We start from the raw sequence: 18,642 nt of genomic DNA on the forward strand, positions 1-18,642 counted from the left end.
TATGAAAGTATTGATTATTAATGCCAGTGTAAGAGGCAAAAGATCTTACAGCCGAAGGCTAACCGACCTGTTTGTTGAAAACTGGAAAACCAAACACCCCCATGATGTATTTACGTACAGAGAAACCGGAATTGGGCATATCCCGAATATTAATGAATCCTGGATTGCAGGAGCATTTAAAAAGCCCTCAGACAGGACGGAGGAAAGCCAAAAAGAACTGCAACTGAGCGATGAGCTTGTAAAAGAGCTTAAAGAAAATGACATCTATGTGATTGGCACCCCCATGTACAACTGGTCTATTCCCTCCGGCTTAAAAGCCTATATAGATCAGGTCATGCGAATCAACGAGACCTGGAAATTCAGGTCAGGTTTTCCAGACGGAGACTATGTAGGTCTTCTGGAAAATAAGAAAGTATTTATACTATCTAGTAGAGGAGATACAGGGTATGGAGAAAATGAGAAGAATGGCCATATGAATTTCCAGACCACCTATTTAAAACATATTTTAGGAATAATGGGAATAAAAGATATCACCGTTATCTCATTAGATAATGAAGAATTTGGTGGTGAAATATTCGAGGAGTCAAAAAAAAGGATCTTTAAGGCTATTACCTCCATTGCATAAAATCTCAAAACAGTATTTTGAAATTCCATTTAAATCAGGGTATTCCGGAAGCAACCGTGTTATACCCTGTTTTTTTCTGTTACTAATTGAGACTCTCATCGTGCTGGGAAAGATCAAGCCCCATATTTTCAGACTCTTCGGAAACCCTTAATGTAATCATGGCATCTGTAATTTTATATAAAAGCAGTGATCCGAAAAATGTAAAAGCAGAAACCAGAACCAAAGCTGCCATATGATGAAGAAATACTTCTACTCCACCATGAAGAAGACTGGCGTTTTCCCCGTGAGCAAAAATAGCTGTCAGGATCATCCCCATAATTCCTCCTACCCCATGGCAGGCGAAAACATCCAAGGTATCATCTACTTTCTTCAAAGCTTTCCAGTTGACCATCACGTTAGAAACGATTGCTGAAATAAATCCTATAAAAAGACTCTCCTGAATACTGACAAAACCACATCCGGGAGTGATCGCCACCAATCCTACTACTGCTCCAATGCAAGCTCCCAATGCAGAAATACTCCGTCCATTGATTCTATCAAAAAATATCCAGGTCATCATGGCAGAAGCGGAAGCAATGGTCGTTGTTCCAAAGGCAGTAGCTGCAGAGGCGGAAGCACTCAATGCCGATCCTGCATTAAACCCAAACCAGCCAAACCACAGCATTCCCGTTCCCAAAAGAACATAGGGAATATTTGAAGGTTCATGATGCGGATTTTTTCTTCGCCCTAATACTAAAGCTCCTGCAAGCGCTGCAAATCCGGCACTCATATGCACTACCGTACCTCCGGCAAAGTCTTTCACTCCAAAATACTTATTCAGAAGCCCATCAGGATGCCATACCATGTGGCAGAGCGGTGTATAAATAAAAATACAGAAAAGAACTATAAATAAAAGGTAAGAAATAAAACGAACCCTCTCAGCAAAAGACCCTGTAATGATAGCGGGAGTAATAACAGCGAACTTCATCTGAAACAATGCAAAAAGCACAAAAGGAATGGTAGAAGCCATCATTTTGTGTGGTAAACCTCCCACTCCGTTAAAAAACATATAGCTTAAAGGATTTCCTATAATCCCGTAATGATTTCCATTAATACTGAATCCCAAAGATTCTCCAAAAGACAAAGAAAATCCTACCACCACCCATAAAATAGAAATAACGCCTAAAGCAATAAAACTCTGCAGCATGGTGGAAATCACATTTTTCTTTCCTACCATTCCTCCGTAAAAGAAAGAAAGTCCGGGAGTCATCAGCAAGACCAGTCCGGCAGCAGCAAGAATCCAGGCAACATCTGCCCCTACAATTTTATCTTCACTCAGAAATGCTCCGGTATCAGAAATCTCTGCACCCGGATTCCAAAACAATCCTCCGAATGCAACAAGACTAATCACCGAAAATGAAATGATCCATTTTAATCCTACTTTCATAAAATTTATATTTAACCCTATCAAATTTAAATATAAATTCCATAAAAAACACATTTTAAATCACAACACCCCTATAAAAAAAACTATTTATGAAATAACATTGATCATTTTTTCAGAAAATACCTTAGTCAGTATTTTCGAAACTTCTTTATGTTTAGTGACCGGAAAAAGATGTGAACCGCCTTTGATTACATAATCCGGGTTTGAATACCGTATTGGGAAAACAATATCTTTATCTCCCAATATCTGAATAACATTAGGATTTTCTTCAAACTTCCATTCGGAAACTTTTTCTACAGACCATTTTAAATAATAAGGATCCCGCACTTTGAAATATTCCAGAATTTTAGGATTTCTGGGATCAAACAGCTTTCTTATTACAGAATATACCTGAGCCGCTCTGTTATTGAACAGTCCCACCGGAAGGATTCTTGGAATCCTGGTCACCTCACCCGTCTTTATAAATTTGGATTTTTCTTTATCTGATTTTATACTTCCAAGGATAACTACTTTCTCGGCAGGCTTCAACTGGTTAATCTCCTGCACAATAATTCCCCCAAAAGAATAGCCCAACAAACAGAATGGTTCTGAATCATCCACTTTCTCTGCCATCCTTTTTACATAGTCCTGAAAAGGTTCATTACTTTCGGGAATAAGCCAATCTATAAAAACCAGTTCACAGTTTTTGGGAAACTCCAATTTTTCAAGTACCTTAAAGTCTGCTCCAAGACCGCTTACAATATAAATTTTCATAAGACTAATTTATAAAAAAAACAGGAAAGGAAATTAGCGTTTGAAGGGAAAAAAGCTAAAGATATTGCTGTTGAATTTAAACTACAAAAGCTTTAAACATTCAAGTTGTTGTAAGACTTAGGCTTTATGTAAAAAGGAAACATGTTTTTTTCAGTCTCCTATTTCACAAGTTTTACAATTTCAAAAAAGTTTTAAAATAAGACTTCAGTTTTTAGTGATGAGCTCATTGCATAAGAAGTACACCACAGCTTTTCGGGATTTAATATTTTTATGAATATCAAGATTAGAGAGCAAAATAATCCCTTCTCCAACACATATCCGATCAGCAGATTTGACGGAATACTCTCAACACTAATTGTATACCCTACATTCCATAAAAAAAGAGCAATTCATTACCTGAACTGCTCTTTTTATCAATATTATATTTAATCTTATTTCTTTTTCTTTACCGGAACTCTGTTTTCGTTATCCAACTGTTCTGTAGAAACTCTGAACTGGATATCCATTTCGTTCTTGATGAAATAGTCTTTTAGTGAAGACTGGTAGAATACTTTAAAGTCTCTTCTGTTTAATGAGAACTTAGCAGACTCAACAACTACGGTAAACTGGGTAACATATACATTAGCAGGAAAAGTGATGGTTTTTCTTACTCCTTTAATGGTCACATCACCATACACTGTAGAATTGTATTCACTGTTGGCTAGTGGAATAATTTTAGTCAAATGAAATTTGGCTACCGGGAATTTTTTAACTTCAAAGAAGTTTGAACTTTTAAGGTCGTCTGTAAGCTTGATTTGGTCCTCATCGGAAACATCTCCGGCCATCATACTTCTCATATCTATCACAAACTCTCCGTCTACCAAAACAGTATGGTCAAAGTTAAATTTTCCACTTTTCAGTTTCACTGTTCCTGAATGGGAAGAGGCTTCAGTTTTTACAACCTTATATCCCCACCATCTGATCTCTGATGAAGTCACTTTTGAAACTTTATCAAATTTCTTTTGAGCGGAAACCAATGACATGCCTACACACACCATAGCAAACAATAGTAATCTTTTCATTCTTTTTTATTTACAATTCAACAAAAATAAAAAAAAGTGTAGAACTTCTACACTTTTAACAATCTTTTTTTGATTAATTTATTGAGCAGTAACCTTAACCTGCATATCGATATCATCTTTCACAAAAACATCCTGCATTGTAGATTTGTAAGCTACATCAAATTTTTGTCTGTCGAAAGAGAATTTATTGGATACTAAACTTACCACTCCTTTGCTGTAAGAGATCTTTGCAGGGAATGTAACCGGGTTTGTTTTTCCTTTTACAGTAAGATTTCCTGTTACCAAAGAACTGTAGATTTTATCGTTATTTTTCTTAATACCTGTAATTTTGAAACTAGCAGTCGGGAATTTTTCAACTTCAAAGAAGTCACCGTTTTTAAGGTGTCCGTTTAGTTTTTGCTGGTATTCTCCGGAAAGATCAGTTGCATTGATGGAAGTCATATCTAATACGAAGCTTCCTCCTACCAATTGATTTCCTTTCATTACCATATCTCCTGACTTTACTTTTACAGTACCGTCGTGAGAGCTAGCCTCAGATTTTGCTACTTTATATCCCCACCAGTGAATATCAGACGCTACTACTTTTTTTGACTGTCCGAAAGCTAAACCACCAGCTAAAACGGCTAATAAAAATATTTTTTTCATTGAATAAAATTATTTACTTATTTAATAACACAAAGGTAGCCATCTTCTCTGATAGATAGCGTTGATGTAAATCAAGAAAATTAATTATTTTTATGAATAATATCATCCCATAAAAAAACTCCGAATTTCTTCGGAGCCTTTTATTTATTGTTGGTAGTAAGCGGTATAAAGCGCTACCCCTTTTAATGCTGTATGATTTTGCTTGACCAGGTAGATTGGAATATTTTTCAACATGCCTTCCATTTTATCACTGATCTTGAATTTTTCATAGAATTTATCTTTATCGATGTATTCTCTTACCATCTGAGGAATATCTCCTGAGATCAGTAATCCTCCCGTCGCCTTCACCTTTAATGTAAGGTTATTCGCTTCTCTTGCCAAAAACTCAATAAAAGTATCTAAAGCAATTCTACAGATCAATACATTATCTTCTACTGCAGCTTTATAAAGTTCTTCTGCAAAATTACCCCCTGAAAGACGTTCTCCCAACCATTCCGGTTCCGGGTGTCTTTTTACGTCTCTTAAGAATCTGTAGATATTAAACAATCCGGATTTAGATAATACATTTTCCCAGCTTACAATTCCGTAGATATTATTTAGGAATTGATAAAACTCAACTTCTACGTTGGTTCTTGGTGAAAATTCAGAATGTCCTCCTTCTGTAGCGAAAGGTCTTAGATATTTTCCGTCAAAGAAATATCCGGCTTCCCCCAACCCGTTTCCAGGGGCAAGGATGGCAACATTTCCTTTTTCAAGATGTCCACTTGTATAGATAGCTTCCAGGTCATCATCCTCAAGAAGACCCATTCCGTAAGCAGAAGCTTCCAGGTCATTCAGCATATCTGCTTTTTCAAACCCGAAATCTCTTTTATATTCTTCAATATCTAAATTCCAGCCTAATCTTGCCGGGCTGCTTTTTCCGTCAAGCACAGGACCTGGAACGGCCACTCCCAGACGTTTTACATTCTCCAGCTGATTATCCTGAATAAACTTCTTTAAAATATCATTAAAAGAAGCATATTCTTTGGTGGAATACGTTTGTTGGATTTTTATCTCAAGACCTCCATTACTGGAAACAAAATAGCCTAAGATCGTCATGTCTTCACGGAGACTTGCTCCGATGATAGAGACATTATCATTATTACTGTTCTCTACTCCTGGTAAATAAAGTGGAAATTTTGGATTCAGAATCATAACCTCAAATTTTACCAAATATAATAATTGTTTTCGTAAATCCTGCAGACAAAAAAAAACCTTTTCACAAAAAGTGAAAAGGTTTGGTTAATAATTGTTTATATTAAATCTAACTACTTTCCTAATGGAATATTATAACCGAAGCCTACTCCGATATTTCCCACATTATAGTCCTGACCTGGTAAATCTCCTTTAGTTCCTACAAAAACCTTCTGGTATTGTACGAAGAAGTTCCAGTCTCTGTTGTGGTATCCGATCTCAGGCTTAAGGTAAAAACCTCCGCTTGCTCTTTCTACATTTGTATTGGAAGCTACTGTTTTATCTCCAACTAAGAATCCGTATCCTAAATCAGTTCCGAAATAGAAACCTGTTTGTTTTGGATAAATTCTAATTAAAGCAGCCACAGGAATTACTCCTACATCATTATTCTTATATCCGTTATTATCTTTTCCGAAATAATGGCTATATCCTGATGCAATACCTAATCCAAAACCAGGAGTAATAAGGTTCTGGTAAGCTACATCTACTCCAACAGCAGCCGAAAGGTTATCTGAAGGAACTGCTAAACCAACATTTGCGCCCACCTTAATCATATTATTCATTTTTGAATTCTGTGCGCTTGCTATTCCTGCTGTTAAAATTCCAGCCAGTAATATTGCTTGTTTAAACATTTTCATAACTCTAATTTTTAAATTTTACTAAGCAAGTAAGATGTAAAAATCATGCCAACCAGGACTTTACCTGTTATTTTAACACTCAACAAAATCATAAAATAATGATTATCAGTAGATTATTTTTAACAAAATTTAAATGTTTGTTTAACAAAAATTATCAAAAACTAATCTTAAAATGTGAATTAAGGATAATAAATCAGAAGTCTGAGAGCTGAAAAAAGGAAGCAGTAAAATCTACGAGTAATACCAGTCTCTGTTATCATTTATTTTTTCAAATAAAAACTTCCGGTTGGCAGCCATCTCACAATATTAACAATCCTTAACCCGTTGTTATTTTAACCTTAGGTCTTCTGAAGCATCAAAAAACAAACGCTCTTACAATGGCTGATTCACTGATAAAAAATAAACATCTTCTATGGCGTGCAGGTTTCGGGATCGGAATCAATCAAATTGACAGTTTAAAGAATAAAAACAGTACAATGTTGATTGATGAGCTATGTAAAGAAGATCATTTTACTGAAATCACCTATGATACTCCTGATATTGATCCGGCAGCGGACTACATGAGCAGTACAGCTCCTGCCGAAAAGAAAAAACAGATGCAGAAAATCAACAGGGAGCAGAATAATGAACTGAATCTTCATTTTCTGGATAAAATGGTGAACAGCAAAGAACAGATGAGAGAAAAGATGGCTTTTTTCTGGCATGGTCATTTTGCTTCCAGGGTAGTCAATCCAAAGTTCAACAGACAGCTTTTAAATATCATACGGAAACATGCATTGGGAAACTTTAAAGACCTTCTTTTTGAGGTAAGTAAGGCTCCGGCCATGCTGAACTTTCTCAATAATCAACAAAACAAAAAAGATCATCCCAACGAAAACTTTGCCCGTGAAGTGATGGAGCTGTTTACAATGGGAAGAGGAAACTATACTGAAAAAGATGTAAGAGAGGGAGCCAGAGCTTTTACCGGATGGGGATATGATAAAGAGGGGAATTTTAAAGAAAGAAAAAACTTTCACGATGAAGAGGTGAAGACTTTTTTAGGAAAAACAGGCAATTTCAATGGAGATGATGCCTTACATATGATATTAGAACATAAAGCTACCTCCAGGTTTATCACCACCAAAATTTATAAATTCTTCGTTAATGAAAAGGTCGATAGCGATAGGATAGATAAACTAAGTGCCGGCTTTTACAGCTCCGGGTATGACATTAAAAAGCTTATGAGGGAGATCTTTTCAAGTTCATGGTTTTATGATCAGAGCAATATAGGAAACAGGATAAAATCACCTATCGAACTCATGGCTGGAATCATGCGGCTTCTTCCTATGCACATCCAAAATCCTGAAAACCTCATCGTTTATCAGAAATTACTGGGACAAATGCTGCTCTACCCGCCCAATGTGGCAGGATGGCCAAATGGAAAAGCATGGATCGACAGTTCAACACTGATGCTGAGACTTCAGGTTCCACAGATTTGGTCAGGTTTAAGACCTTTGGAATACAGTCCACGTCAGGACGATGATATCGACATGGGTATGAAATCCCGGGAGACTGCTTTAAACAAGTCTTTTAAAAATCCGAATATCACCATAGACTGGGAGCGGGTAGAAAAAATTTTTGCTCAGAAAAACTGTGAAGATTATCTGATTCAGAATGCTCAAAGTTTGGATATGAACTCAGTCAGAAATTTCTCTGATAAAAGTATAAAAATGATGGTTATCAATCTGATGTCTACCCCTGAATATCAGTTAATGTAGTTTTTAAGGTAGCAGGTTGCAGATTTTAGGTAATAGATCCCGCAACCTTTGGTACTACCTGTACAACTTAAATTCAAAAGTTATGTTAATCAAAAGACGAGAATTCCTGAAAATAAGCTCGTTAGCCTCGGCTTCCCTGCTAATGCCCAGCTTTCTAAAGTCTATGGCTTTGGATAATGCCCTGAACCCCCACCAGAATATCCTGATCGTATTGCAGCTGACAGGAGGTAATGATGGATTAAATACAATTATTCCTGTAAAAAATGATATTTATTTTCGGGAAAGAAAAACCCTTGCCATTCAGGATGCTGTATCTCTTACGGATGAAGCAGGAATTAATCCGTCCCTTTCCTATTTTAAAGAGCTATTCGACAATGGTGAGCTTTCCGTCATGAACAATGTGGGGTATCCTGATCCTGATAAATCCCATTTCCGGAGTATGGATATCTGGCAGTCTGCCAGCAGGAGTGATGAATTTCTGGAAACAGGTTGGATTGGCCGCTTTTTGGATGAAGAATGTTATCGTTGTGAGCATCCCACCCAAGCACTTGAGGTAGATGATATGTTAAGCCTTGCTCTTAAAGGTGACCATAATAAAGCATTTGCCTTTAAAGACCCTAAAAGACTTTATCAGACCAGCCAGGAAAAGTATTTCAAGTCTCTTTATGACCATCACCATGAAGATGAAACCGTATCTTACCTTTATCAGACACTGGGATCTACTATCAATAATGCAGATTATATTTTTGAAAAAAGCAAAGCAAAGACAACAGAGCAAATCTACCCTAATTCACAATTGGGAAAGGATTTTAAAACAGTATCATCTTTAATTAAATCTGACATTAATACGCAGGTGTATTACCTTTCGATCGGAAGTTTTGATACGCATGTCAATCAGAATGACAGACAGAAGAAATTATTCACTGATATCAATGATGCGGTAAAGTCTTTTGTTGCAGATATGAAAGCTAACGGATTATTTCACAATATTTTACTTGTAACATTCTCAGAATTCGGACGCCGTGTTGCCCAAAATGCGAGTAACGGAACTGATCACGGAACAGCCAATCAGATGTTTTTCATCAGTGGAGGTTTAAAAAAGAAAGGACTGCTGAATGCCCTTCCTAATCTCCAGAATCTAAATGAGGGCGACCTTATCTATACAGAAGATTTCAGAAAGGTATATGCCACTATTCTGAAGAACTGGCTTAATGCAGACTCTTCCAAAGTCCTGGGCTGGAAAAACGGAGTCTATGATTTCATATAGGATGCTTAGAATTCTCCTCCTCCGGAGAGGTGGCGAAAATTAAAGAATTTTTGACGATGGGTAGAAATCATCATAAAAAAAAGAGACTGTACGGTATACGACAGCCTCTTTCAACAATTTTAAATTCTAACTACTTTTTGTTTATGCAGTAATCTGCTTTGGTTCTTTCTCTTTCTGATCGTCTTTTTTATCAAGTTTCTCAGATATTTTTTTAACGATATATTCTATCGCAATGGGTGCTATAATTGCAATTAATGCTTTAAATATTCTTGATTTCATAATGTGATGTTCTTTTTACGTTAATGCAATTTCCAAGCCAAGATAAAAATCTGCTGATGAGTTTTTTCAAATTCGTTTCTTTTTATTTCTCACCCATTGTTTCACTTTCTCATGGGTAACAGATGAAATACCGACGTCATGTATTTAGTTTTCATCGGGAACAACAAGGTTCTGATAATTCTTACCTGCAGCCCTAAACTTTTCCTCCATTCTTAGTCTCAGTTTTCTGGGTTTATGAACAATCAGAGCCTCTCCAAATCCCAGCAACAGCCTTTCCAGTTCAAAATTGATCTGAACACAGATTTTAAACAGGGTTCCCTCCTGATCTTCACGGATCACTTCCTGGCTTTTATGTAGGGGTTTTGTTTTTACGTAGGGTGCATTTCCGGAATCTACCCAGAAAATAACCGTCCTCGGAGCTATTGAATCTGAAACGGTAACCCCTACGATATCTTTAAAATATTCATCTCCATCCAGATCTTTATCAATATACTGAAGGGCATCATCTGTTTCAATACGCTCCATTCTGTCCAGTGCCAGATTATACATTTTCTGTTTATAAAGACAGATCAGAAACCAACGGTTATTAAATTCCTTCAACAGCTGCGGATGAACAGTATATATATTGGATTCTCTTGCCGTAAAACTTTTATAGAGAATTTTCAACACCTTTTTATTGGCAATACTTTCATAAAGAATATCGATATGCTCCAATCCTTTCAGCTGTTCATTTTTATCCAGATGGATAATAGATTTCTGAGTGGTGGAATGGATGGAATCTTCCAGTTTCTGAATAACACCATTCATCTCTTTAAACATAGAAAAATCTTTGAATTGCTTTAGGATTTGAACGGCATTATTCATTGCCTTCAAATCACTTTCGTTTACTGAAATATTATGAATACTGTATTCAGGGTCGCTGTAGCGGTAGTATTTTCTCTCATAGACCTCAATAGGAGCCTCATACCCGAATTTTTCACTGCGCATATTTTGCAGATCAAGCTGCACGGTTCGCTTACTTACATAGGATTCTTTACCTTCAAATTCAAATAATGCTTCAGAACATTCATCAATAAGATCTTCCAAAGTATATTTCCGGTATTTGTTCTTAAGACATTTATCTAATGTTTTATAACGGATTAAAGCATTTTTATTAGATGACATACGTATCGTGTTTAATTGGAGCAATAGGCAAATCTGCTGATTTGTAAATTTGCCTTTTTGCTATTTTCATCAAAATTATTTCTCTTTCAACGCGTCTCCGTCAAAAGTAATCCCCTCCCAGCCAAATTTCATAAAGTTTCTGATATTCTGGTGATCAGTACCATGAGGCTTTTTCAAAACATCATCCCTGTAAAATTCTCCGAAAAGAGGAAGGGTCTGTTCTTTGGTCAACCCATGATATAAGGCGTAGCTGAAGACCTTACAAGATCCGTTATTCTGCCCGGCCTGATTAGTGGTATCACCATTTTTAAAAGCCGTGGGGGTAAAATCATACTTTCCGTCGATATATTCAATAACATCACTGAACTGAATAGTTTCCGGAAAATGCTGTAGTTGTTCTAATAGTTCCATACATATTAATCTTTTAATTATATAATCCGTTGGCCAATTTGTTTATTCCAGATCAGCCCTTTAAGTTTTGTAAAAATAATTAAAAAAAAATAATCTACGCAAAACTATTGCGCAATAATGATATTACTTTGCATTATCAAAATGAGAAAACAAATGGAATTTAATGGAAATCACTTAATCGAATTAGGATATAGACCGGCTCAATGGTTTAAAGAGGCCATCACTTATATCAACGAAAATAATCTGGATGAAATTCAGATCAGTGAATATCTGGAACAGTTCAGACAACTACCCATTATACCGCTTCATGAAACAGCTAAAGATTTTATAATCAATATCCGGGCAGAACATGAAAGTGAAAATGACAATGTGGAAAAAGTAATCAAAACCATGAAAGTTCTGATGAAAACCCCAACATTAATCAATGGTGCTTTAATGCCTGATGCCTGTCCTACAGGTCCTGAAGGTCAGATTCCGGTAGGAGGTGTGGTGGTTGCCAAAAATGCCATTCATCCGGGATTCCATAGCGCTGATATCTGTTGTTCTGTTATGCTGACGGATTTTGGTAAAACCAATCCGAAAGAGGTTTTGGATGCAGCCCATTCTATCACACACTTCGGATATGGAGGAAGACCAAGAGGAGAACAGATGCCGATGTCTCAGGAACTGATGGAAGCTTTCAGAGAAAATGAATTTCTAAATGATGAAAAACTGATCAGCATTGCCCGTTCTCATATGGGAACCCAGGGAGATGGAAACCATTTCCTGTTTGTAGGAATCTCCAAAAATACAGGAAATACCATGCTGGTGACTCACCATGGTTCCAGAGCACCAGGAGCTGCGCTCTATGATAAAGGAATGAAGGTGGCCAACCGTTTCAGACAGGATATTTCTCCTGAAACATTAAGAGAAAATGCATGGATTCCTTATGATACTGAAGAAGGAAAATCCTATTGGGAAGCCCTTCAATTGATAAGACAGTGGACAAAGGAAAACCATACCTCCATTCATGATGCAGTGCTGAATAAGTTGGAGGTGGAAAAAGAGAACAGATATTGGAATGAGCATAATTTCGTATTCAGAGATGGTGATTTATTTTACCATGCTAAAGGAGCTACTCCACTGGATGATAAATTTATGCCCGATATCACAGGACCAAGATTGATTCCGCTCAATATGGCGGAACCGGTATTAATCGTTCAGGGAAAAACTACTGAAAGAAACTTAGGTTTTGCTCCACATGGGGCGGGAAGGAACTTCAGCAGAAGTCAGCATAAAAGATCTATGGCACATAAAACAACTGAGGAAATCTTCAATGAGGAAACAGAAGGATTGGATATCCGTTTCTACTCCAATGAGATTGATATCTCTGAATTGCCTAGTGCTTATAAAAGTGCTAAAAACGTAAGAGCACAGATTGAAGAATATGGTCTTTGTGAGGTCCTTGATGAAGTAATGCCTTACGGATGTATTATGGCTGGTGACGTTCAGAAAAACGCACCCTGGAAGAAAAAGAAAAAATATAGAAAAGCATAATTCGTAATTTTCAATATCATAAATCAAACCTTATGGGTTTTAAAAACCTATAAGGTTTAGGAAAACTAATAACTAAATTTTATAGTCGTAAAAAACTAATAACCCAACCTTAAGGGTGTAAAGGCCCCTAAGGTTTATGAAAACTTTTTTCATAATGGCAGGAGCAGTAGCTCAGATGGTAGAGCAACAAATTACTTTTCGCGGCAGGCAACTAAAGTTCCTATAAATCTCCAAGATTGTGGGTCACAGGTTCGAGTCCTGTCTGCTCCTCAAAACAATGAAAATATTTATATTAACGTATTAGTCATTTTCATAATTAAAAAAAATTAAAGGCAAAGAAAGTTCCTATTATTTTAGATTTACTTTCCGCCTTTTTACAAATTATAAGGCAAAGGGGGTTCCTATATACATTACCAGGTTTTACTCCCCGCCTTTTTTACAAATTATAGGTAAAAGGAGTTCCTATATCATTTTTCTTTAAAAAAATTACTCCTCACTTATTAATTTTTATATCATGAAAACACTTCAATTATTCAATGCCGTACTGGCTCAAAAATCTGATCAAATCCCTTTTGTTTCCAATGCTGGTTTTGTGATTGAGCCTGATGCACTTTGGGCAAAAAAACAGATTATTGCCTATTATTCAAAGGAAAAACTAAAAGGTAATGATCTTAATAAGACCTTCCATAAATCATGGGAGAAAATAAAGAACAGCACAAGACTGGAGCTGTTCATGGATCAGATCAGACACTATATTTCCACCTACGGAAGTAATTTTCAGGATGAAATCTATATCCCTGATGAGGTATTGAATATTCCTGAACTCAAGCTTAGTCTTAAAGTAATTAAGGCTTATTCCATTGATGAAATGACGGAGAAATGTCTGTCATTACTGAGATCAGGTATCGCTTTAAAAGAAGAAACTATTAATGATCTGTTATTTATTTTAACAGAAGAACTGGATTATGAATTCACGGGAAAGGAAAACATCAGAAATAAGGAGGCTATTGTAAAAATTGCAGACCTTTATCAGATCTATCCGGAGAATCCTGTAGAATTTTTGAGATATGTCATCTTTAAAACAACAGCCAGCAGCCTTCTGATTAAAAATAATGAGCTGATTGAAAATATCAAGCTAAGCAAATTTGATCCATCCGACTTGTTTGAAACATTTGGATTAGAAAAGCTTGCAGAGGTTTTTAATAGATTTAAGCCTTTATTTTTAGCGTATAAAAATAAAAACAAAGGGGCTAGAGCAACAGTCAATAAAATTTCCAAGTTGTCAAAAACTCACCATAAGCCTTTAATTTCGAACCCATTGAATGATGCTACAAACACATTACTGGAAGAAACTGATCTGCATTGGTTGGATAATGCCAGTCCTTTTGCCTTATTTAAAGCTTTATCAGCCTGCTACCAGAGAATGTATGGCCAGGATACTTTTGTCTACAGAATAAGAAACGGAAAGTCTTGGGTAAAAACAGGGAAGAACAGTGCCGCGAATGAATTGAATTATGAATTTATATTAAGTTATTTACAGTCAAAATTTGATCTTTCCGGAAAGAAGTTTTATTTCCCTGAGAATGTAGAATTCGGGCTTCCCACTTCTGAAAAAATGTTTGTAGGAAATATTCCGACAGGAACGAGATTCTCCGGTGAAAATCTTGCAGTAGGAATCTACTGGGAAAATGCCTGGGGAGCTTATGACCTTGACCTTTCCGGATTGAATATAGCTGGAAAGACTGGATGGAATGCCGCCTATAACCAAGGGGATGGAAATCTGATGTATTCGGGAGATATGACCTCTGCACCTCAGGGTGCCGTTGAATATCTGTATGCCAACAGAGGGCTGAATACCCCGACCTTAATCATGAACAATGTGTATTCCGGAGATGCTGAATGTGATTATAAAATTGTAGTTGGAAAAGGAGATAATATCTCAAGAGACTATATGATGGATCCCAACAAAGTATTTGCTGAAGCCAAATGTAAGTCGGTTCAGAGACAGACTATTCTGGGAATGCTTCTTCCGAAAGGGGAAAAACAATGCTTCGTACTTCTGAATTTTGGAGCGGGCCATTCTCATGTTTCAGGAAACTCTGAGATTGCTGTACTGGCAACGAATGCACTTTATCAGCAGTGGTATGAGCCGATGTCTTTCAATGAGCTTGTAAAAGAGCTGGGAGCAACAGTGACTAATGAAAAGTCAGACGCAGATTTTGATTTCTCACTGGAAAACCTGGAAAAGGATAGTTTCACAAAAATTTTTAAATAAATAATATAGCCATTTGATTACAACCGAATGGCTTTTTTGTTGGATAATAAAGGACAAGGACTTATTTCCTGTACCGTGTACCGGACTTAAACATTCATCTTTTTAATGGAAAAGTATTCATCATTCTTCTGAATAATTACTTTCTTTCCGTAGTCAATCCGGATACTGAACATATTCTCTAAGGGAAAATCTAAAACCGACTGAAGAATAAGACGGATTACCCCGGCATGCGCAATAACTAAGGCTTTATTTATATTTTGTTCTGTTATCAGCTGACTCCAAAAGCTGCGTACACGATTTTGCATTTCAAGAAGATTTTCTCCATCTGTAGGTTTTACATGAATAAAATCCTGATACCAGGGATTAATTTCTTCTTCAGGAATATCCGTCCATTTTTTCATCTCCCAGCTTCCGAAATTCATTTCCCGAAGCCTTTCATCGGTTGTATAATCAAAACCAAAATAATCAGCTAAAAGACAGCAACGTTGTGCCGGGCTTGAAATAACCAGGTCGAAATCACAATCCATATCGAGATTTTTTAAATCTTCGAGATAATCTTTTCTTAAAGACATTTCAGCCCATCCATAACACCGGTTTTCCGGATTTTCCACTTCCGTATGTCTGATCAGATGAATTTCCATGCGATTATTGTTCCTAAATAAAATAAAACCTCACTTACCTGCTGTACTGAACCCAAACAATCTCCGGTATATCCTCCGATATGCTTTTTAAAATACCATCCCATACAGATTTTACCCAAATATGCCAAAGCAAAAGCAACAATCAGGCGCCAGTCCGGAATTAACGCAAAAGAGATTAGAACACTAATTAAACCTACTAATAAGGCTGTTCCGTCTAAGGGTTTATTCGCTAAGGGTTTCGATTTGCTGACATCAATATCAGTCACATACTGGTGGGTATAAATCATTGTTCCTGAAATAAAACGGCTTGATGAGTGTGCCAAAATAATAATACCCAGCGTTTTAAAAAGATCAATAGCCCCCAAAGCCTGAATACTGAAGAACTTCAAAGCAAACAGCAGAATAATTCCAATAGTCCCATACGCTCCCACCCTACTGTCTTTCATGATGGTAAGGATTTTTTCTTTTCCATATCCGCCACCGAAACTGTCACACATATCTGTGAAACCATCTTCATGAAAAGCTCCGGTAAGTAAAACACTGGTGATCATCATCAAAACGATCCCTATTTCCATATTAAAAAGCTGAGCAGAAAGATACAGGATCATCGCATTGATAAGTCCTACCAATAGCCCGATCCACGCAAAATATTTCTGAGATTTATTCATGATCTCACTGGAATACGGAATGGTAAACGGAACAGGAATCCTGGTGAAAAACATCAGCGCCGTTGCCAGATAGATCAGTTCGTTCTTTATTGTTTTCATTTATTTTTTATTTGAAACATGGGCATCTTCAAAACTAGACATCTCATTCAGAAAATTCACAGCACCCTGAATCAGAGGATAAGCCAAGGCACAGCCTGTGCCTTCCCCCAAACGAAGATTAAAATTCAATAATGCCTTTTGTCCCAGCAGTTCCAAAAGCTGAAGATGGGCATTCTCGTCACTTACATGACAGAAAATACAGTTGTTCAGGATATCCGGGTTCTTCTTCCATGCAGTAGCAACTGCTACGGTTGCAATAAACCCATCCACCATAATCAGCATATTCTGATGGAAAGCTTCTTCCATTGCACCAATCATTTGTGCTATTTCAAGCCCTCCGAAAGTCTGTGCTATTTCATCTGCCGTCTTAGTATGGGTATGCTTGTCTATAGCTGCTGATAAAATATTGATCTTATTCTGTAACTGATCGTCATTCAAACCGGTTCCCCGTCCTATGCAGCTTATCACCGGCAGATCAAACAGCTTACTCATCATCAGTGAAGAGGCTGAAGTATTCCCGATGCCCATTTCTCCAAACCCAATAATATTACAGCCTGTGATGGCAATCTCCTCAACCACTGATTTTCCGTTTTTCAAAGCTTGCTGATATTCTTCAGAAGTCATGGCAGGCTCTTCCAGTATATTACGGCTGGATTTTCTGACTTTTTTGTCTATCAAATTCAAGTCTGAAGGAAAATCAAAATTAATCCCTGCATCTACAATCTTAATATCAATTCCATTTTGCCTGCAAAACACATTAATTGCGGCTCCTCCACCCAAAAAGTTCATCACCATCTGATAGGTGACCTCCTGTGGATAAGCGCTCACTCCAGCTTTAGCAATCCCATGATCGGCAGCAAATACCACCATATGAGGATGTGATAACCGGGGAGAAGTTGTTTTTTGAGCCATTCCTATTTTATGAGCCAACTGTTCAAGATGTCCTAAGGCACCCAAAGGTTTTGTTTTAAAATTAATTTTATGCTGTAATTCGTTTGATAACATGAATGTATATTAATTATGTTAAATAGAGAAAATGCAATATTAGTGAAATGGGGAGTATTTTGTACAATGCCAAATATAAAAAGTGAAATGGATTGGAGATTTGAGACTTGGAGACAAGAGACGTATAGACAGGACACTTAGAGATTATCTTATACTTTGAGTTGCCAGCTCAATAACAGCGTTTCTCACCCCCTCACTCTCTCACTCTCAAACACTCAAACCTTATTATTCTCAAACTTAATAAAACTACGCAAGTACATTACGTACCACCTTACTTACTTTGCCTTATAAATAAAAGACAATGACACCAACAATACTTAAAAAGATAAGAGAAATAGAAGCAGAAAAGGGCGTAGAAGTCCTTTTGGCTGTAGAATCCGGAAGCAGAGCCTGGGGTTTTGCCTCTCCGGACAGCGATTATGATATACGCTTTATCTACAAACATGAAAAAGACTGGTACCTTTCCCCCTGGGATAAGGATGAAACTATAGAGTTTATGACAGAGGATGATCTGGATGGTTCCGGATGGGATCTACGGAAAACCTTTCATCTTTTGCTGAAGTCAAATGCCGCTTTACTAAGCTGGTTCTACTCTCCTATTGTGTATAAAGAGAACAAGAGATTTGTAGATCTGTTCAGCCCTCTGGCAGATGCCTGCTTTTCTCCGATAGCAGTTTCTTATCATTATCTAAGCATGAGTAAAAAATATCTGGAAGCCTGCAGAAACGATAAAGTAAAACTGAAAAGTTATTTCTATTGCCTGAGAACCACCTTAACCGGAAAATGGATCACAGAAAAAGGAACCGTTCCTCCTGTATTGTTCAGTGACCTGCTGGTTTTGGTAGATGGCTATACAAAACGGAAAATAGAGGACCTTGTTGCTTTAAAAGCTACAAAAGGGGAAGCTTATGATCATCCGAATGATTGGGAACTGTTTGGATTTTTAGAAAATATGATCGCTGAAAATGAGGAAAGATCTAAAAGTTTAATCGGTGGAAAAGCAGATAAAAGTGAGATGGAAAGGGTTTTTAGGGAGATATTAGATTAAGCCGGGATCTGGAAGATCCAGCAATGCAATGGCTGCTTTTGAAGGCTATATATTAAAATTTGATTAAATAAATTTTAAGTTTCCCTTCTTATTCAGGAAACTATAGTTTTC

The 18,642-nt window shown here is 36.9% G+C and carries 18 protein-coding genes and 1 tRNA gene; 7 read left to right on the top strand and 12 right to left on the bottom strand.

What is annotated here, in order from left to right:
* Window position 1: 1 nt before the first annotated feature.
* On the top strand, window positions 2-625 hold the full coding sequence (locus JML65_RS02100) for an FMN-dependent NADH-azoreductase (protein WP_202269754.1): 624 nt from the start codon (window positions 2-4) through the stop codon (window positions 623-625).
* An 82-nt stretch (window positions 626-707) separates the two neighbouring features.
* Here the strand turns inward: JML65_RS02100 and JML65_RS02105 are convergent, their stop codons facing one another.
* The 6 genes from JML65_RS02105 to JML65_RS02130 all read right to left on the bottom strand — a co-directional run bounded on the left by JML65_RS02105 (window position 708) and on the right by JML65_RS02130 (window position 6,381).
* On the bottom strand, window positions 708-2,051 hold the full coding sequence (locus JML65_RS02105; RefSeq protein WP_047487768.1) for an ammonium transporter: 1,344 nt from the start codon (window positions 2,049-2,051) through the stop codon (window positions 708-710).
* An 87-nt stretch (window positions 2,052-2,138) separates the two neighbouring features.
* Entirely contained in the window at window positions 2,139-2,804 is a 666-nt protein-coding gene (locus JML65_RS02110; RefSeq protein WP_202269755.1) for an alpha/beta hydrolase, read from the bottom strand.
* 431 nt (window positions 2,805-3,235) lie between these two features.
* Entirely contained in the window at window positions 3,236-3,865 is a 630-nt protein-coding gene (locus JML65_RS02115; RefSeq protein ID WP_047487761.1) for a YceI family protein, read from the bottom strand.
* 78 nt (window positions 3,866-3,943) lie between these two features.
* The gene (locus tag JML65_RS02120; protein WP_047487758.1) at window positions 3,944-4,510 is read right to left on the bottom strand and encodes a YceI family protein; all 567 of its coding nucleotides are present in this window, start codon (window positions 4,508-4,510) and stop codon (window positions 3,944-3,946) included.
* Window positions 4,511-4,654: 144 nt separating this feature from the next.
* Window positions 4,655-5,704, bottom strand: coding sequence for a glucokinase (locus tag JML65_RS02125; RefSeq protein ID WP_047487946.1), 1,050 nt, complete (start codon window positions 5,702-5,704; stop codon window positions 4,655-4,657).
* 113 nt (window positions 5,705-5,817) lie between these two features.
* The gene (locus JML65_RS02130; RefSeq protein ID WP_047487753.1) at window positions 5,818-6,381 is read right to left on the bottom strand and encodes a membrane protein; all 564 of its coding nucleotides are present in this window, start codon (window positions 6,379-6,381) and stop codon (window positions 5,818-5,820) included.
* A gap of 377 nt (window positions 6,382-6,758) precedes the next feature.
* Here JML65_RS02130 and JML65_RS02135 point away from each other — a divergent pair, with 377 nt between their 5' ends.
* Together JML65_RS02135 and JML65_RS02140 are read left to right on the top strand one after the other, a co-directional pair.
* Entirely contained in the window at window positions 6,759-8,138 is a 1,380-nt protein-coding gene (locus JML65_RS02135) for a DUF1800 family protein (RefSeq protein ID WP_202269756.1), read from the top strand.
* Window positions 8,139-8,220: 82 nt separating this feature from the next.
* On the top strand, window positions 8,221-9,405 hold the full coding sequence (locus JML65_RS02140) for a DUF1501 domain-containing protein (protein WP_202269757.1): 1,185 nt from the start codon (window positions 8,221-8,223) through the stop codon (window positions 9,403-9,405).
* 141 nt (window positions 9,406-9,546) lie between these two features.
* Here JML65_RS02140 and JML65_RS02145 read toward each other — a convergent pair whose 3' ends face one another.
* From JML65_RS02145 to JML65_RS02155, 3 genes are all read right to left on the bottom strand, one after another.
* Window positions 9,547-9,684, bottom strand: coding sequence for a hypothetical protein (locus tag JML65_RS02145; RefSeq protein ID WP_162926152.1), 138 nt, complete (start codon window positions 9,682-9,684; stop codon window positions 9,547-9,549).
* A 144-nt stretch (window positions 9,685-9,828) separates the two neighbouring features.
* Window positions 9,829-10,848 (bottom strand): helix-turn-helix transcriptional regulator, encoded by a 1,020-nt coding sequence (locus JML65_RS02150; RefSeq protein ID WP_047487749.1) that lies wholly within the window; start codon window positions 10,846-10,848, stop codon window positions 9,829-9,831.
* Window positions 10,849-10,923: 75 nt separating this feature from the next.
* Window positions 10,924-11,259, bottom strand: a complete 336-nt coding sequence (locus JML65_RS02155; protein ID WP_047487747.1) for a HopJ type III effector protein — start codon at window positions 11,257-11,259, stop codon at window positions 10,924-10,926.
* Between the two features lie 735 nt (window positions 11,260-11,994).
* On the opposite strand from JML65_RS02155, the gene JML65_RS24085 reads away from it, so the two are divergent.
* From JML65_RS24085 to JML65_RS02170, 3 genes are all read left to right on the top strand, one after another.
* Entirely contained in the window at window positions 11,995-12,795 is an 801-nt protein-coding gene (locus JML65_RS24085; RefSeq protein ID WP_373866351.1) for an RtcB family protein, read from the top strand.
* Between the two features lie 160 nt (window positions 12,796-12,955).
* Window positions 12,956-13,065 (top strand) — tRNA-OTHER (locus tag JML65_RS02165).
* Window positions 13,066-13,309: 244 nt separating this feature from the next.
* Window positions 13,310-15,070, top strand: coding sequence for a hypothetical protein (locus tag JML65_RS02170; RefSeq protein WP_202269758.1), 1,761 nt, complete (start codon window positions 13,310-13,312; stop codon window positions 15,068-15,070).
* 86 nt (window positions 15,071-15,156) lie between these two features.
* On the opposite strand, the gene cobC is transcribed toward JML65_RS02170, so the two are convergent.
* The 3 genes from cobC to cobT are packed head-to-tail and all read right to left on the bottom strand — an operon-like array spanning window position 15,157 to window position 17,483.
* Window positions 15,157-15,711 carry an alpha-ribazole phosphatase family protein gene (cobC, locus tag JML65_RS02175; protein ID WP_202269759.1) on the bottom strand — a complete coding sequence of 185 codons (555 nt, stop codon included), beginning with the start codon at window positions 15,709-15,711 and terminating at the stop codon, window positions 15,157-15,159.
* The gene (locus tag JML65_RS02180) at window positions 15,696-16,478 is read right to left on the bottom strand and encodes an adenosylcobinamide-GDP ribazoletransferase (protein WP_202269760.1); all 783 of its coding nucleotides are present in this window, start codon (window positions 16,476-16,478) and stop codon (window positions 15,696-15,698) included. The genes cobC and JML65_RS02180 overlap by 16 nt, the downstream gene beginning before the upstream one ends.
* Window positions 16,479-17,483: a nicotinate-nucleotide--dimethylbenzimidazole phosphoribosyltransferase gene (cobT, locus tag JML65_RS02185; RefSeq protein WP_202269761.1), complete on the bottom strand. Its 1,005-nt coding sequence runs from the start codon at window positions 17,481-17,483 to the stop codon at window positions 16,479-16,481. It abuts the gene before it with no gap.
* A 301-nt stretch (window positions 17,484-17,784) separates the two neighbouring features.
* On the opposite strand from cobT, the gene JML65_RS02190 reads away from it, so the two are divergent.
* Window positions 17,785-18,531, top strand: coding sequence for a DNA polymerase beta superfamily protein (locus JML65_RS02190; protein WP_202269762.1), 747 nt, complete (start codon window positions 17,785-17,787; stop codon window positions 18,529-18,531).
* Window positions 18,532-18,642 lie beyond the last annotated feature (111 nt).

This window comes from Chryseobacterium sp. KMC2 (genome assembly GCF_016756935.1).
In the GTDB taxonomy this organism is placed as follows: domain Bacteria; phylum Bacteroidota; class Bacteroidia; order Flavobacteriales; family Weeksellaceae; genus Chryseobacterium; species Chryseobacterium rhizosphaerae.